Origin of the sequence: Novosphingobium aquae (genome assembly GCF_037572715.1) — a bacterium.
GTDB classification, from domain to species: Bacteria; Pseudomonadota; Alphaproteobacteria; order Sphingomonadales; family Sphingomonadaceae; genus Novosphingobium; species Novosphingobium aquae.
In genome coordinates, this window is sequence record NZ_JBBHJY010000005.1 from 172,168 (window position 1) to 187,912 (window position 15,745).

At 61.9% G+C, this 15,745-nt stretch carries 11 protein-coding genes, 1 tRNA gene and 1 pseudogene; 5 read left to right on the top strand and 8 right to left on the bottom strand.

Translation table 11 applies throughout. The features are described from left to right. Positions 1-8: 8 nt before the first annotated feature. The 3 genes and pseudogenes from WG900_RS11385 to WG900_RS11395 all read right to left on the bottom strand — a co-directional run bounded on the left by WG900_RS11385 (position 9) and on the right by WG900_RS11395 (position 5,511). Positions 9-3,638 (bottom strand): Ig-like domain-containing protein, encoded by a 3,630-nt coding sequence (locus WG900_RS11385; protein WP_339967206.1) that lies wholly within the window; start codon positions 3,636-3,638, stop codon positions 9-11. A 656-nt stretch (positions 3,639-4,294) separates the two neighbouring features. After that, entirely contained in the window at positions 4,295-4,555 is a 261-nt protein-coding gene (locus WG900_RS11390) for a hypothetical protein (RefSeq protein ID WP_339967208.1), read from the bottom strand. A 97-nt stretch (positions 4,556-4,652) separates the two neighbouring features. Then, positions 4,653-5,511, bottom strand: a pseudogene (locus WG900_RS11395) (IS5 family transposase). A gap of 62 nt (positions 5,512-5,573) precedes the next feature. Here WG900_RS11395 and WG900_RS11400 point away from each other — a divergent pair. Then, a complete protein-coding gene (locus tag WG900_RS11400; RefSeq protein WP_339967209.1) occupies positions 5,574-5,771 on the top strand; it encodes a hypothetical protein in 198 nt (65 codons plus the stop codon). A gap of 29 nt (positions 5,772-5,800) precedes the next feature. Beyond that, positions 5,801-6,280, top strand: a complete 480-nt coding sequence (locus WG900_RS11405) for a tyrosine-type recombinase/integrase (protein ID WP_339967211.1) — start codon at positions 5,801-5,803, stop codon at positions 6,278-6,280. A gap of 105 nt (positions 6,281-6,385) precedes the next feature. On the opposite strand, the gene WG900_RS11410 is transcribed toward WG900_RS11405, so the two are convergent. Further along, a tRNA-Sec gene (locus WG900_RS11410) sits at positions 6,386-6,479 on the bottom strand. An 84-nt stretch (positions 6,480-6,563) separates the two neighbouring features. Between WG900_RS11410 and selB the strand changes: the two genes are divergently transcribed. Further along, positions 6,564-8,492 carry a selenocysteine-specific translation elongation factor gene (selB, locus tag WG900_RS11415; RefSeq protein WP_339967213.1) on the top strand — a complete coding sequence of 643 codons (1,929 nt, stop codon included), beginning with the start codon at positions 6,564-6,566 and terminating at the stop codon, positions 8,490-8,492. Here selB and selD read toward each other — a convergent pair. Both selD and selA read right to left on the bottom strand, forming a co-directional pair. After that, positions 8,489-9,538 (bottom strand): selenide, water dikinase SelD, encoded by a 1,050-nt coding sequence (selD, locus tag WG900_RS11420; RefSeq protein WP_339967215.1) that lies wholly within the window; start codon positions 9,536-9,538, stop codon positions 8,489-8,491. The two genes, selB and selD, sit on opposite strands and share 4 nt — an antisense overlap. After that, complete coding sequence (gene selA / locus WG900_RS11425) at positions 9,538-10,905, bottom strand: L-seryl-tRNA(Sec) selenium transferase (protein WP_339967217.1); 1,368 nt, start codon at positions 10,903-10,905, stop codon at positions 9,538-9,540. Before selA ends, selD begins: the two co-directional genes overlap by 1 nt. A gap of 138 nt (positions 10,906-11,043) precedes the next feature. Between selA and WG900_RS11430 the strand changes: the two genes are divergently transcribed. Further along, positions 11,044-11,205, top strand: coding sequence for a hypothetical protein (locus tag WG900_RS11430; RefSeq protein WP_339967219.1), 162 nt, complete (start codon positions 11,044-11,046; stop codon positions 11,203-11,205). Between the two features lie 71 nt (positions 11,206-11,276). On the opposite strand, the gene hemF is transcribed toward WG900_RS11430, so the two are convergent. Beyond that, positions 11,277-12,143, bottom strand: a complete 867-nt coding sequence (gene hemF / locus WG900_RS11435; protein ID WP_339967220.1) for an oxygen-dependent coproporphyrinogen oxidase — start codon at positions 12,141-12,143, stop codon at positions 11,277-11,279. 44 nt (positions 12,144-12,187) lie between these two features. On the opposite strand from hemF, the gene pdeM reads away from it, so the two are divergent. After that, positions 12,188-12,862, top strand: coding sequence for a ligase-associated DNA damage response endonuclease PdeM (pdeM, locus tag WG900_RS11440; RefSeq protein WP_339967221.1), 675 nt, complete (start codon positions 12,188-12,190; stop codon positions 12,860-12,862). Positions 12,863-12,939: 77 nt separating this feature from the next. Here pdeM and WG900_RS11445 read toward each other — a convergent pair whose 3' ends face one another. Further along, on the bottom strand, positions 12,940-15,708 hold the full coding sequence (locus tag WG900_RS11445) for a TonB-dependent receptor (protein ID WP_339967223.1): 2,769 nt from the start codon (positions 15,706-15,708) through the stop codon (positions 12,940-12,942). Positions 15,709-15,745 lie beyond the last annotated feature (37 nt).

Consider the following 15,745-nt stretch of genomic DNA (forward strand, 5'->3'; position numbering starts at 1 on the left):
TTCAAGCGTCAGGCGAATGAAAAGAAATCATAACCAACAAACTGTTCGATGACCGTTTCACTGTTGCTGAATGCGACATTGAATGGCGGTGGCGAAGAGAAGATCCCTTCCAGCGTGATCGAGTTGATTGTTCCTCCATTATTGAACGTGATCGTCAGATCTTGATTGTTGGGCTCAACGACAAAGTTGTAACTGCCGCTGGCAGCGTTCGTGACCGTGATGTGATCATCACTGCCGAAGTTGCTGATGCGTACAAAGTTGGCGATGTTGGCATTTTCGGTAAAGTTCACTGCCGCCGCCGCAGCATCGAGCCCCGGGATTGGCGTAAGCGGGTTCGGGCCCGTCGCGGATGCTTCCGTGTTCGAGTTGTTGTCGTTGTCGACATCGGCCGAACGCGTGACGGCTGCGAAACTCGGGCTGCGCAGATAATCGACGCCTGTCGTTCCCAGGGCGGCGTTGAGCGCAGCCTCTACAGCTGCTTCGTTATTGGCGAGCTGCAGGTTGGGGGACAGGATGTTGTCGATATTGATCGTGCTGACAACGCCACCATTGTTCTGTGTGATGATCAGATCGCCACCAGAGTTGTTGAAGTTGTAGTTGCCGAGGTTCGGGCTGAACTGGATGTAATCATTCGCACCGAAGTTCTGGATGATTACATCGCTGGGCAGGCCGGCATTCTCGTCGAACTGATAGTTCACGTCGAGAATGTCTGCGGGAAGCACACCGCTGGCATCAATCGTCACCGGCGTATTGGCATTGCCCTGATCGATGCTGAGCACGTCAACCAGGTTATTTACGTTCAGCGTGACTGCCTTGCTGACGGTAGCGATACCGTCGAATGCCGTGACGTTGAACGAATAGCTCTGCTTTGCTTCATAGTTCGGCGAGCTCTTGATGGTCACAACGCCCGTGGTGGCGTTGATCGACAGGAGCGAAGCATCGGTGCCCGTGAGGCCGTAAGCCAGACTATCGCCAACATCCACATCGGTTGCCGTGGCGGTGTAGACCGTGGTCCCAGCGGCGACGTTTTCATCGATCGCTGCAGTGCTGGCTGACGTGATAACCGGATCGTCATTGATACCGGTGACCGTGACCGTCAGGGTCGACTGCGAAGTGGCTCCGCTGCCGTCCTTGACCAAGTAGGTCGCAACCACATCCTGCGTCTTGCCGGCAGCAAGGCTGTCATAGCTGGCCGGATCGAAGCTGTAGCTGCCGTCGGCATTGAGCGTCAGGCCGGCAGGAGCCGTTCCAACTACCGAGTAGGTCAGCACATCGCCTGCATCGACATCGGTCGCAGCCAGCTTGCCAGTGACAACGGCACCGTCTTCGGTGGCAGCATCCTTGGCAGCAACAGCAACCGGTGCGTCGTTGATACCGGTGACCGTGATCGTCAGGGTCGACTGCGAAGTGGCTCCGCTGCCGTCCTTGACCAAGTAGGTCGCAACCACATCCTGCGTCTTGCCGGCAGCAAGGCTGTCATAGCTGGCCGGATCGAAGCTGTAGCTGCCGTCGGCATTGAGCGTCAGGCCGGCAGGAGCCGTTCCAACTACCGAGTAGGTCAGCACATCGCCTGCATCGACATCGGTCGCAGCCAGCTTGCCAGTGACAACGGCACCGTCTTCGGTGGCAGCATCCTTGGCAGCAACAGCAACCGGTGCGTCGTTGATGCCGGTGACCGTGATCGTCAGGGTCGACTGCGAAGTGGCTCCGCTGCCGTCCTTGACCAAGTAGGTCGCAACCACATCCTGCGTCTTGCCGGCAGCAAGGCTGTCATAGCTGGCCGGATCGAAGCTGTAGCTGCCGTCGGCATTGAGCGTCAGGCCGGCAGGAGCCGTTCCAACTACCGAGTAGGTCAGTGTATCGCCTGCATCGACATCGGTCGCAGCCAGCTTGCCAGTGACAATGGCACCGTCTTCGGTGGCAGCATCCTTGGCAGCAACAGCAACCGGTGCGTCGTTCGAACCGACAACCGTAACCGTGGCGGTAGCGGTGGAAGATCCGCCGTTACCGTCCGAGACTGTGTAGCTGAAGCTCACATCCTGGGTCTTGCCGGCAGCGATCTTGTCATAGGATGGGTCATCAGCATTGAAGCTGAAGGTTCCGTCCTTGCTGAAGTTCAGACCTGCAGGTGCAGCAGCCGTCAATGCGTAGGTAAGAGCGTCACCAACGTCGACGTCGCTGTCGTTCTTGGCGACTGTTCCGCTGATCGCGGTGTCTTCGGCGACTGAAAACGCATCGTTTACTGCGACCGGCGCATCATTCACGCCAGTAACCGTGACCGTCAGGGTCGACTGAGAGGTTGCCCCACTGCCGTCCTTGACCAAGTAGGTCGCAACCACATCCTGCGTCTTGCCGGCAGCAAGGCTGTCATAGCTGGCAGGATCGAAGCTGAAGCTGCCATCAGCATTGAGCGTCAGGCCGGCAGGAGCCGTTCCAACTACCGAGTAGGTCAGCGTATCGCCTGCATCGACATCTGTTGCAGCCAGCTTGCCGGTGACAATGGCGCCGTCTTCGGTTGCAGCAGCCGTGGCAGCAACAGCAACGGGAGCATCGTTAACGCCCGTAACGGTAACGGTCAGGACAGAAGTCGCGGTACCGCCCTTACCGTCCGAAACCGTATAATTGGCAACGACATCCTGCGTCTTGCCGGCCGCAATGCTGTCATAGCTGGCAGGATCAAAAGTATAGCTACCGTTGGTGTTCAGCGTGAAGCCAGCCGGAGCAGTGCCAGATACGGCGTAAGTAAGGGCTGCACCGTTATCGATATCAGAATCGTTGGTCGCAACAGAACCGCTGACAATTGCACCGTCTTCGGTTGCAGTTCCGACATCCGCCTTCGCAACCGGCGCGTCGTTCACACCAGTTACAGTGACCGTCAGTGTGGACGTTGCCGTGCCACCCTTGCCGTCAGACACGGTGTAGTTTGCAACAACTGCCTTCGTTTCACCAACCGCCAGGCTTTGATAAGCTGCATCGGCTGGATTAAAGGAATAGGAACCGTCAGTCGCAATAGTCAGACCGGCGACCGGGGCGTTGAGCGAATATGTCAGCGTATCGCCATCGACGTCGGCGCCCGTGACCTTGCCGGTTACTGCAGCCGCATCTTCAGTTGCAGCAGCCGTTGCCGCATTTGCGGTCGGTGCGTCGTTAACAGCCGCCACGTTGACGGTGACCGTCTGGGTTGCGGTGCCGCCCTTGCCGTCGCTGACGGTGACCGTGAAGGTATCAGCGCCGTTGAAATTGGCGTTCGGGGTGTAAGTAAAAACACCACCAGCGCCGCCAGTCACGGTGCCCTTGCCGGCAGCCCCGGCCGTATAGGTCAGTGTGTCGTTGTTGGCGTCAGTCGCCGCAACGGTAACCGTTGAAGCCTTGTCTTCCGTGCCTGCAACCGCCTGGGTTGCCGCCACGACCGGAGCAGTATTGGCCGGGGTCGAGCCGCCACCGCTTCCGCCACCGCCACCGCCACCGGCGAGAGCGGCGATACCGCCCGCCAGAACGACACCACCAAGAATCAGAGGAAGAGCGCTACCGCCATCGTCGTCATCACTCGAAGAACTTCCGCCTGCATCCGAAGCAGTTGCCTGGCCTTCAGCGGGGGCATAACCCCTTGCAGTTTCCAGGGACTCAACATCAGCCATCGCAAGCTTCTTGGCATCTGCGGCTTTTTCGTGGCCGTCCGGATTGGCAGAATCCTTGTCCGCGTCCCGAACGACAAACGCCGCTGACTTACCAGCGGCCGCAACCTTGCCCGATGCTACCCCGGGTTGAGCACCCGGGGCCTTGACCATCCCTGCAGGCGCAGAATTAACAGAAGAATTAACAACCGGAAACGTCTGCGCAGGGGCATGAGGGCTCACCTTCACCGACCCATCATGCAAACGAGCACTATTTGCGTCGTCGGCTTTCTTTACACCCTCGAATGCTTGCTTAGTCATTATAGGCCCCTAAAAATGCAGCATTTTGTTTCAGGTTCGCGCACTTCAGACCCGCTTTTTGAGGACGAAGTACGCGACGCATTTTTGGTCTTATAGCGGTTTCTGATCCTGTTCAAGGCATAAAAAGCACAAGAGTTATCTGCACTTGTGCACACCTGTTCTCAGCATTTTGTCGCCCTCCTGCCTGCAACAATTGCTAACGGGTGGTCCCGCGGCGGAGTGAACGAGATCCGGCGGCGTTTGGTATAACCCAGAATTCCCTAATGCAGGTTCAAATTGGTCCAATGCATGTAGGGAGCTCTAACGCAGGTAACGAGATGATGTCGTGCGACGAGCGAGCAGGCAGATGGCAAGCGGAATCAGCCGCCTTCTTGTGCTGCACAGATGGCAACCGGCCTCGGGGCTAATCCGTATTGCCGCGCGGCTCTAATGGATGCGCGCCGGTTTGAGGCGTGCGGCACGCGCCCGACAATGATTCTTGAACTCGGTGAGAATTTGCCCAAAAGGTTCACGAAGACCCGGTTGATGGTATAACTCTGGTTCGTCAGTTCGTCAGAGAAGTCGGAAACCGAGAAGCCGACACCGATCTTCGCATTATTGCCAAGGTGGCGATAGATCACCGCCAGTCCGCTATCTTGTGGTCGCCGGCATGATCATTGCTGAGGGGCTTTGTTGCATAACTCCCGGGCGGCTTAAATCGGGTGTTATTTGATGTTACTATGCGACACGAATGGTATTTTGTGTGCCGATTTGTGAGAAGCGGTTGAGTATTGCAGCACGGACTTTGAGCTCGGTATTCTGACGATCAAACGTGCGGGCCATGACGCGGCCGCTGAGCAGTTTGATGCAGTGCATTTTCGTCTCGGCCAGGCTGCGGCGATGATATCCACTCCACTTCTTCCAGATCATGCGGCCGAGCAGTTTGATCGCCCGCAGCGCTTGATTTCGAGCTGCCGGGCAGGGATCTTCCTTCCATGGCCGCCCATTGCGACGAACAGGCATGATCGCATCGGCCCAGCGCGTCGCATTTGCAGCATGGCATTTTTGGCGTCGTAGGCACCATCCCACCGACGCTGCTGATCGGCTCACCTGGTGGGATCTGCGCCAGTAGATCGGGGAGGACAGGAGCATCTCCAGTTGCGTTGGTAGTGACTTCGATGGCCAGAATGACCAACGTTTCCGCGTCGATCCCGATATGCACCTTGCGCCACTGGCGACGATATGAGGCCCCATGCTTTTGGGTTTTCCACTCACCTTCGCCCATCACTTTGATGCCGGTGCTATCGACCAGCATATGCAACCCACCCGAACTGGGGCGCCTGCCAAGCATCACTGGCAACGTCTTGTGGCGCCGGCACAACGTCGTATAGTCGGGCACAGCCCAATCCAGATCAGTCAACTTGAGCAAGCTCGCCACCAATCCCGTCGCCTGGCGCAGCGGCAAGTTGAACAGCGCCTTCAGCGTCAGGCACAGCTCGATCGCACTATGTGACAAATGAGCGGACCGACCGTGGCCACCGCACGGTGCCGATACGCCTGTTGACCAGATTACCGTCGATGACGTCCTCGCGATCATCCAGCCAATCTGGTTCACCAAGGCCGAGACGGCTGGATGGGGTGCGCGGCCGAATCGAGTGCGTGCTCGACGCCGCCAAGGCCCGCGGGCTGCGCAGCGGCGAAAACCCCGATGCGCGGCGCGGTAACCGCGCCCTGCTCCTGCCCCGCAGGAAGAAAGATGAGCAGAACCACCAAGCCACGATGCCTTTTGCCCAGGTTCCTGACTTCATGATCAAGCTTCGCCAGCTCCTGGCATTGTCAGCGCGGGCCTCGAGCTGACCATCCTGACCGCAGCGCGCACGTCCGAAGTGCTACGGGCGAAATGGTCGGAGTTCGTTCTCGATGCCAAGACTTGGGTCATTCCGGCGGAGCGCATGAAGGCAGGCCGCGAGCATCGGGTTCCGGTGTTACCGGCGGTCATGGCTCTGCTCGAAGACCTTAAGACCACCGACGAATTCGTCTTCCCAGGCCAGACCGAGAGCAAGCCGCTCTCTAATATGGCGATGGAAATGTGTCTGCGGCGCACGAAGATGTCGCATTACACGATCCATGGCTTGCGCTCGTCATTCCGCGACTGGGTCGGTGAGGCGACTCTGTTCCAGAGCGACGTAGCCGAAATGGCCCTGGCCCACATCGTTGGAAGCGCGACCGAGCGTGCGTACCGGCGCGGCAATGCCTTCGATAAGCGGCAGGAGCTTATGATGGCTTGGGCAGCGTACTGCGCCGGCGAGCACCATGTACGCGAGCAGCTTGCAGCTGCCGACCCCAATCCTGACCCTACTGCCTGAGATTGTCTGGGTTGGACACGCACGGATACGCACGCGCACGCCGTCCTAATTCCCGAACAAATTCAGGTTCAAGATGGATACCAGGGCACAGTGGCGCGCAGCATCTGGCGGAAGAGGCAGGAGTCGAACCTGCCGGAGACGCCGGGCGCCTCCCAACGGATTTGAAGTCCGCGCACCCCACCGGGGGAATTTCTCTTCCGTCACCTTCCTAGGCGGCGGGCGTGGCGGCGTCTACCGCGCGAAGCGCTAGCATCGGCCCGTCGACAAGTGCTAGGACCGGCCCATGCTTGTCGCCACCGCCGGCCATGTCGATCACGGGAAGACTTCGCTGATCAGGGCGCTGACCGGGGTTGAAACTGACCGCCTGCCCGAAGAAAAGGCACGCGGTATTTCGATCGACCTGGGCTTTGCCTATTGGCGGCCCGACGATGGACCCATGATCGGTTTTGTCGATGTTCCGGGGCACGAACGCTTTGTGCGCACCATGATCGCCGGGTTGAGCGGCGTGGGTTTTGCCATGGTGATCGTCGCGGCTGACGACGGCGTGATGCCGCAAACGCGCGAACATGTGCGGATCCTCGACTTGCTGGGGGTGAACTCCGGACTGGTTGTCGTGACTAAGGTAGACGCGGTGGATGCCGGACGCCCGGCTGAAGTTGCGCATGACATGGCCGAATTGCTCGCCGGGACCACGCTGGAGAGATCACCAACCTTCGAGGTCTCCTCGCTAACGGGGAGCGGAATTAGGCAACTCGGCGCGACCCTGCGTCAAGCACGCGAAACCAAAGGCGCCAAACCCGAGCAGAATTTCCGCCTGTCCATCGACCGCGCCTTCTCGGTCACCGGCACCGGGACCGTCGTGACGGGGACAGTGCTGGCCGGCCAGGCCGCGACTGGCGAGGCGCTGTTACTGTCTCCCATGGGCCGCGAGGTACGTCTGCGCGGTATGCAGAGCGGCGACCGAAAGGTGGAGTCCATCGGCGCAGGCGAGCGCTGTGCAATCAACCTTGTCGGCGTTGAGATCGGCGAAATCCACCGCGGCGACTGGCTGGTGGCCCCGGTGGCTCACGCCCCGACAAGCCGCATCGAGGCGCGGGTGACGATCCTCGCCGACCGCGCTGCGCCACTGCGGCATGACAGCCGTGTGCACCTGCACATCGGCACGGCGGACTTGGTTGCGCGGGTACAGATGCCCCGGCAGAAGGGCCTGGACCCGGGGGTTGCGGGCAGCGTCGTGCTTGTGCTCGACGCGCCCACACAGGCGGCTTCGGGTGACCGGTTTGTCCTGCGCGATTCCTCTGGCCGCGAATTGTTGGGCGGCGGGGTGGTGCTGGATCCGCTTGCGACAAACCACCGGCGATCAGTGTCCGAACGCGAGGGGCGCGCGGCGGCGCTGGCGCTTGCCAATCCTGCCGACAAGCTGGCAGCACTCGCCTCAGCGCCGGGGATTGAACCGGACGCGCGTTGGTTTGCGCAGGCCTGCAACCTCACCCCCAGTACGATGACCGCGCTGCTGGAGGGCCATGTGCTCGCCGGCAAGTCGCGGGCGATTGTCGTTTCGTCCGCGCGTCACGCGGCGCTGGGTGATCGCTTGATCGCAGCGCTCGCAGACCATCACGCGCGCCATCCCGATGAGAGCGGACTACCTCTGAGCGCCGCCCGCGCGGTGCTGGAGGAGCCGGTTTCATCCGACCTGTTCGCCGGACTGCTCGGCGATCTCTCCGCCCAGGGCCGGATCGAGACCGCAGGTGCGCTGCTACGGCTGCCCGGCCACTCAGCGCGCTTCAGCGAGGCAGAGAATGCCTTCTGGCGCCGTGCCATCGGACTTGCCGAGGAGCGCGCCTTGGTTACCATCACCGCCGCCGAACTCGCGCGTGACCACCGTTTGGGCGAACCGGCGGTTCAGGCCATGCTCCAGCGCCGCCGGACGAACGGCGACTTGTGGCAAGTGACGGATGGCAAGTTCATGCTGCGAGATCATGTCGCCGCACTGGTCGCGCTGGCCGCCGAGCTGGATGCAGGTAGCGGCGCGGGCTTTACCGCTGCCCAGTTTCGTGACGTCAGCGGCATCGGGCGCAATTTCATCATCCAGCTGCTCGAATTTTTCGACCGCATCGGCGTGACCCGGCGCAGCGGCGAAATTCGGCGAATGCGCGGAGCCTGGCAAGCCGTGGTCGGCATGGCACCGCCTTGGCGCAAGCCTGCCTCCTAGGCCAAAACCGCCAGGAGCGGCGCAGTGCCTGCCGTTTCCACACGTCCGATAACTGCCGCAGACAGGAAGCCATGGCGGGTGAAACAGTCCATGACGGCACCGAGTGCGTCCGGCGCGCAGGACACCAGCAGTCCGCCGCTGGTCTGCGGATCGGTCAGCAGGGTCTGATCTTGGGCGCTTAGCCCTGCAAGGCTCACTTGCGCCCCGTACCCATCCCAATTGCGCGCTGAGGCTCCCGTGACGAACCCTGCCACTGCCAGATCGCGCACCCCCGGCAGCAGCGGCACAGCGGGCCAGTCGAGCCGGATTGCACAGCCCGATCCGCGCGCCATCTCAATCGCATGGCCGGCAAGGCCGAAGCCCGTCACATCGGTCATGGCATGGACGCCCTCAATCGCCGCCAGATCAGGCCCCGGCGTGTTCAGCTGGGTCGTCGCTGCAATCATCGACGCATAGCCGCGCTGGTCCAGCGCGCCTTTCTTGAGCGCGGCTGACAGCACGCCAACGCCCAGCGGCTTGCCGAGAACGAGCACATCACCCGCCTGCGCGCCGCTATTGGTGCGGATGCGATCCGGATGAATCACCCCCAGCGCCACCAGTCCGTAGATCGCCTCGACAGAATCGATCGAATGCCCGCCGGCAATCGGAATTCCTGCTGCCCCCGCCGCCGCCGCTCCGCCTTCGAGGATGCGGCCGATGGTTGCCGGGCTGAGCACCCCCACCGGCATTCCCACCAGCGCCAGCGCCATGATCGGCCGCGCGCCCATGGCATAGACATCACTGATCGCATTGGTCGCGGCGATGCGGCCAAAGTCGTAGGGATCATCGACGATCGGCATGAAAAAGTCGGTGGTGGCGACCACGGCAATGTCGTCCGACAACTGGTAGATGGCCGCGTCGTCGCTGGTTTCAATGCCGACGAGCAGTTCGGGCGGTACCGGCAGGCCTGCCGTGCCCTTGAGCATTTCCTCGAGCAGGCCCGGCGCGATCTTGCACCCGCAGCCGCCACCATGGCTGAGCGAGGTCAGGCGCGGTTCTTCGGCCATTACAAGTGTTCCAGCTGGGCTGCGAAGCCGGCTTCATCGTCAAGGCAGCGCAGATCGAGCAGCAGCGCGTTGTCGTGAATCCGGCCAATCACAGGCACCGGCAAGGCGCGCAACCGGGCGGCGAGCGCGGCGAGCGCCCTGCCCGAATTCTTCACTGACCTCAATGCCACCGCGCAAGAGGGGATCGCCGCATCGGGTAGCGATCCGCTGCCCACTTGCGCCGCGCTGGCTGCGACGCTGGCGGTCCACGCGCTTCCGAGCCGCTCGCCAATCAGGGGAACAAGCCGCCTGGCCATAGCTTCCAGTTCAGCGATGGGCCGGGTCAGGTGGCGCAGCGTCGGCAGGTCACGCGGCAGCAGGTCGGGCCTTCGATAGGCGATCAGCGTTGCCTCGAGAGCGGCCAACGTCATCTTTGATACGCGCAGGGCGCGCTTCAATGGGTGCTTGCGGATCTTCGTGATCAGATCCTTGCGGCCGACGATCAAGCCGGCCTGCGGACCACCGAGCAACTTGTCGCCGCTGAAGGTGACCACGTCGACACCGGCCGCAATGCAATCGCGCACGACAGGTTCCGGCGGCAGGTCGAACACTGTCATGTCGATCAAGCTGCCGGCGCCGAGGTCCTCGATCAACGGCAGCCCGGCGTCGTGTGCGATTCGCGCTGCTTCGGCGCGCGGTACGTCGGCGGTAAAGCCGGTGATCCGGTAATTGCTGGCGTGGACCTTCATCAGCGCCGCCGTGCGCGGGCCGATGGTCGCCTCGTAATCGCGCGAATGGGTACGGTTGGTCGTGCCGACTTCGACCAGTTTCACGTTTGCCGCGCGCATCACGTCGGGCACGCGGAAGGCGCCGCCGATCTCTACCAATTCGCCCCGGCTGACCACCACTTCGCGCCGCGCGGCAAGGGCGGCGAGGACCAGCAGGACGGCCCCTGCATTGTTGTTCACCACCGTTGCCGCCTCGGCACCTGTCTGTTCGCAGAGCAAGCCCTCGACCAGAGAATCGCGGTCTCCGCGTCCGCCGCTGTCGAGGTCGAATTCAAGCGCGCAGGGATCGCGCATGGCCATTGTTGCCGCAGCAATCGCTGCGTCAGACAGCACCGCGCGGCCAAGATTGGTGTGCAGCACTGTCCCGGTCAGGTTGAACACGCGCCGCAGCCGGGGCCGGGCCAGGTCCGCAAGCCGCGCCGATGCACGCGCCGCAAGATCCACCGGCGACGGCAGTTCGGCGGCGGCGCGGCAGTCGTCCAGCACGGTCCTAAGCGCCAAGACAGCCGCGCCATGGCCGTGCAAGGCTACCGCATCCGCCATTTCGGGCAGGCGCAGCAGGGCGTCGAGCGACGGCAGGCGAGGTCCAGACAGGTTCACCAGAGCAACTTCGTCCAGTTTGTCGGTGCAAATCAAGCTACGCCGTCAATTCGCCGACGTGGCGGTTAGGATACATTTCTGAACATACCTTTGCTGCATTGCGATACAATTGGTCGGAACAATTTAATTGCCGGGGGGATGCCAGAAGCCGTGCGCACCGAACTGCTGACGCGCTTCAGCTTTGCCACTGCGGACCGGATCACCGATCGCCGGCTCGCCCGCCAAATCGTCGAGAACACGCGGCTGGTGACCGGGCGGCAATTGCGCGAACTGTGTACCGACGCGGAATTCCGGCGTTAGCGCTTTGCCGGACTGACCAAGTCGTTGATCGCGACGCGGGGCTGATCAGCCCGAACTGCGCCGGGCCGCGCCTATTCCCAGACCGCTTCGGGGGGCAGGCTCATCAGGATGGCATCAATATTGCCACCGGTCTTGAGCCCGAACAGCGTGCCGCGATCGTAGACGAGGTTGAATTCGGCATAACGCCCGCGCCAAGCGAGCTGCTGGCGCTTGTCGGCGGGGGTGAATTCCATCCCCATGCGGCGGCGCACAAGGCGCGGGAACACGGCGAGGAACGCCCGCCCGACATCCTGCGTGAAAGCGAAATTGCGCTCCCAAGCGGCTTCATCGTCGCATTCGAGGTGATCGTAGAAGATCCCGCCGACGCCGCGGTGCACCTGCCGATGCGGGATGTAGAAATAGTCGTCCGCCCACTTCTTGTAGCGTTCGTAGTAAGTCGGATTGTGCTTCATGCAGGCGGCGCGGAATTCGGCGTGGAACTCTTCAGTGTCGTCCTCATAAGGAAGCGGCGGATTGAGGTCTGCGCCTCCGCCGAACCACGCCTTGGTTGTGGTGAGGAACCGAGTGTTCATGTGCACCGCCGGCACGTGGGGGTTCGCCATGTGGGCGACGAGACTGATGCCCGTGGCGGAAAAGGCGTTCTGTTCGGCTGAAGCGCCGTTGATCGTCCCGGCAAAGTCCTTTTGCAGGTCGCCCGCAACGGTCGAGATATTGACACCGACCTTCTCGAACACCTTACCCTTCATGAGGCCGCGCGTGCCGCCTCCCGTGTCGCCGCCGACTTCGCCGTCCACTTCGCTGCGCTTCCACGGATCGTACTGGAAGGCGGCGTCGGAGCCAGCCTCGCGTTCGATGGCTTCGAATTCGGCGCAAATCTGGTTGCGCAGGTCCTCGAACCAGGCCGAGGCGCGGGCAGTCATGGGGGTCCAGTCAGTCATGCCCTGCCCTTGCCAAGGGATGGCGGCTGGGGCAAGGGAAAGCCATGGTTCCCTTTTCGTTCGCTGGTGAGGAATGGCGGCTGCTGCCCAGCGGCGCGTTGTTCTGGCCGCGCGAAAATGCCTTGCTGGTTGCGGACTTGCATCTGGAGAAGGGCAGCTTCTTCGCGCGCTTCGGTCAGATGATCCCGCCTTACGACAGCCGCGAAACGCTCGAACGCGTGGCGCTCGCCGTAAGACAAAGCGGCGCGCGGCGCGTATTCTGCCTCGGCGATTCGTTCCACGACAATGCCGGAGCGCAGCGGCTGGAACCGCATGCCGCCGGAATGCTCGCCGCGCTCACCCGGGCGACCGACTGGGCATGGATCACCGGCAACCACGATGAAGGACTGAGGCCCGGACAAGGCGGAACGCTGGTCCGCGAGATACAGACTGGCGGCGTGATCCTGCGCCACCATGCCCGCACGGGAGAAACCGCGCCGGAACTGTCAGGCCATTTCCACCCGCGCCTGCGGCTTTCCGTGCGCGGGCGCAATATCGTCCGGCCCTGCGCCGTTGCCAGTGAGAACCGGCTTGTGCTGCCCGCCTTTGGCGCCTTCACCGGCGGGATGGATGCGGCCGATCCGGCGATACTCTCCGCCCTGCAACCCGCGCTGCGGATCCGGGCATTGCTGGCGACGAAGGACAAAGTGGCGGAGTTTCCACTCTGGGTCGCGGCCTGAGAGCGGCACGCACCGGCCAGACAAAAAAGAAGGGGCGCCGAAGCGCCCCTTCCCGTTTTTGTTGACGTTCGCGCTTATCAGAACGCGAAGACCAGCGTGCCGCTGACCGTGCGCGGTGCGCCGATCTGGACGAAGCCGGGGTTACCGTAGGAAGCGATGCCCGTGGTCTGGTTGAACGAGGGGTTCTGTACCAGGTTGCCGCCGAAACCGCCGACATAGAACTGGTCGAACAGATTGTAGACGTTCATCTGGAAATAGGACTTCTCGTTGAGGCCAATGAACGACAGGTTCACGCGGGCATCGAGGTTGACCAGCCAATAGGCAGCTGCCGTGGCGGTGTAGACCTGGGTCGGTGCAGCCGGCGCCACCGGGATGGTGCAGACCGGCGTTGCTGCCGTGGTGCAGGCCTTGGCACCGTTCGGAACGAACGAACCGGTGAAGGTCGCTTCGTTGGTATCGTAGATGTAGCGTTCACCCGTGCGCTTGGCGGTCACGCCGAGCTCGACCGGGCCGACGGTGCCGCGTGCGGTAAAGCCGAAGGAGTACTTGGGTGCACCAGCTTCACGCTTGCCCGCGGTCAGCGCGTAGATCGGGGTGCCATCGCGGTTTTCACCGATCGCCAGATCTTCCTTGATCTCCGACTTCATCACCGAACCGAAGGCATAGAGCGTGATCGCATCGATCGGCTGCCATGCGAACGAACCTTCAAGGCCGTACTTCTTCACGTCACCAAGGTTACGATAGACGGTCTGGTTGATTTCCGGATCGTAGGCCGAAGCCGTACGGTTGTGGAACTGGTTGTAATAGCCAGTGATCTGCGCCTGGACCGAACCCGAGCGATAACGCACGCCAAGGTCAAAGTTGTCGGTCGTTTCCGGCTTGGGCTGCGCGTTGCTGGTGCCAAGTGGGAAGTAGAACGCGTTGTACAGGTTGTCGGTGCCCGGGACAGAGAGGCCCTGGCTGAAGTTACCGAAGACGCTGACATTGTCGGTCGCGTTGAACACGAAACCGGCGCTGGGGAGCAGCTTCTTGTAGTTATAAACGCGGCGCTGCGGCGTTGCCCAACCGGTAACGCTGATAGCGCCGGTGGTCGCGTTGGTCGTTGCCGAATAGGGGTTCAGGGTCTGCGCCGAGGTGGCCAGCGCGGAGTTGGTGCTGAAGCATTCGACGAAACCGCTGGCCGAGCTGGTGAAGCAGTTGTTCGTCAAGTCACGCTTGAAGAACGGCATACGCGCACCAAGCGTGACGACAAGGCGGTTGTCCATGAACTCGCCGCGGTATTCGCCCGAAACCTGATGCAGGATGGCGAACGAGAGACGGTCGCGCTTCTGCAGGATAGCGCCGGTTGCGTCTGCCTCACCCGCATTGACCGGGAACACATCGACCGGGTTGCCGTTCTGGAGCAGCAGACCAACTTCACCGGTCTGGCGGTGGCGGGCACGATCCCAAGTGTAGGCAATGCGCAGGGTGTGCGCATCGTTGATGTCGTACCGGAGGCCTGCAATTACGCCATAGCGCTTGGTCTGAGTCTGGCTAGGCGCAAGCACGGTAACCGAATCGAGAGTATCCCCGTCGCCATTGATGTCGCGGCCGAAGTAAGGTGAACCACCAAGGTAGCCGGTGGCATTGGTCGTGGCCGAAGTAGGATTAATGTCGCGGAAGCCTTCACGAGCGGTAGTGGTGCCGCCACCGTTGGCCTTGACGTACTGGAAGCTCGGATCGACGGTCAGGACGATGTTGTCGGCCAGACTGAAGCGCGAGCTGACGCGGATGTTGCCGGTGTTCGACGGGTTGAAGCGGCGATCGAATTCGGTGCCGCAGCTGCCATAGTCGCCATTGGTGTCAACCGAACCATCCGGCTTGCGCGAAGCGGCAGGGTTATCTGCCACGCCATTGGTCCCGACAGCCATCGAGCAGGGGTAGTTGATCAGATATTCACGCTCAGACGCGTTGGCCGGATAGCGGTTCTGCGCGAGCGAGCCGACGATGCGCGGGACAACTACGTTGGCTACGCCGTTGACGGTTGCCGTACGGGTGGTGTCAAGGCGAAGCGGCAGCGAACCGAAGAAGATGTTGCGGTTCTGGTTGTAGTGGCCCGCGATCGAGACAAAATCGTCACCCGCCAGCGGGATGTACAGCTTGGCGTTGTACTGCTGCTTGTCGGTCTTGCCGACATTGTTGAACGGGTTATCGTTGCGTGCCATCGATGCCGAAACCCAGGCGCGGATGCCGCCGGGGGTGAGGTCGCCGGTTTCGATCTTGCCGAAGATGCGCATGAAATCATACTCGCCGGCCGAGCCGGAGAGCATGGCGCCGAAATCACGGTCGGGCTTCTTGGTGCGATAGTTCACCGTGCCTCCGGCCGCCGAAGCGGTCGGGCTGTCGACGTCGGTGGTGCCAAGGTTGACGTTGACCTGCTCGATCAGTTCGGGATCAATCTGCTGGTTCGAGTAGATCGCATAGTTGCCCGAATCGTTCAGCGGAACACCATCGAAGGTGAGGCTGACGCGGTCGGAAGAAAAGCCGCGAATGTTCAGCGTGCCGCCCGACGAACCGTAGGCGTCGTTGTTCTGGAACGAGACGCTGGGGATCTGGTTGATCGTGTCGAGAATGGTCTGGCCGGGGTTCTGGCGGGCGATGTTTTCCTGCGTCAGGACCGCCTTGGCCTTGGCCGAGTCAGGTGCGGAAATGCCGCCAACTTCCTGCACGCCGCTGCGGGTGCCGGTGACGATGATTTCCTTGTCGAAGTCCACCGAACCGGTCGACTGCGCGAAGGCAGGCGTGGCGAGGCCGAAAGCGAAAGGAACGGTGGCCGCGGTGACGGCAAGGAACGACTTGAACTGCATGGCTTTTCAACCCCGGTTGCCCCCCGATTTGCCCCAG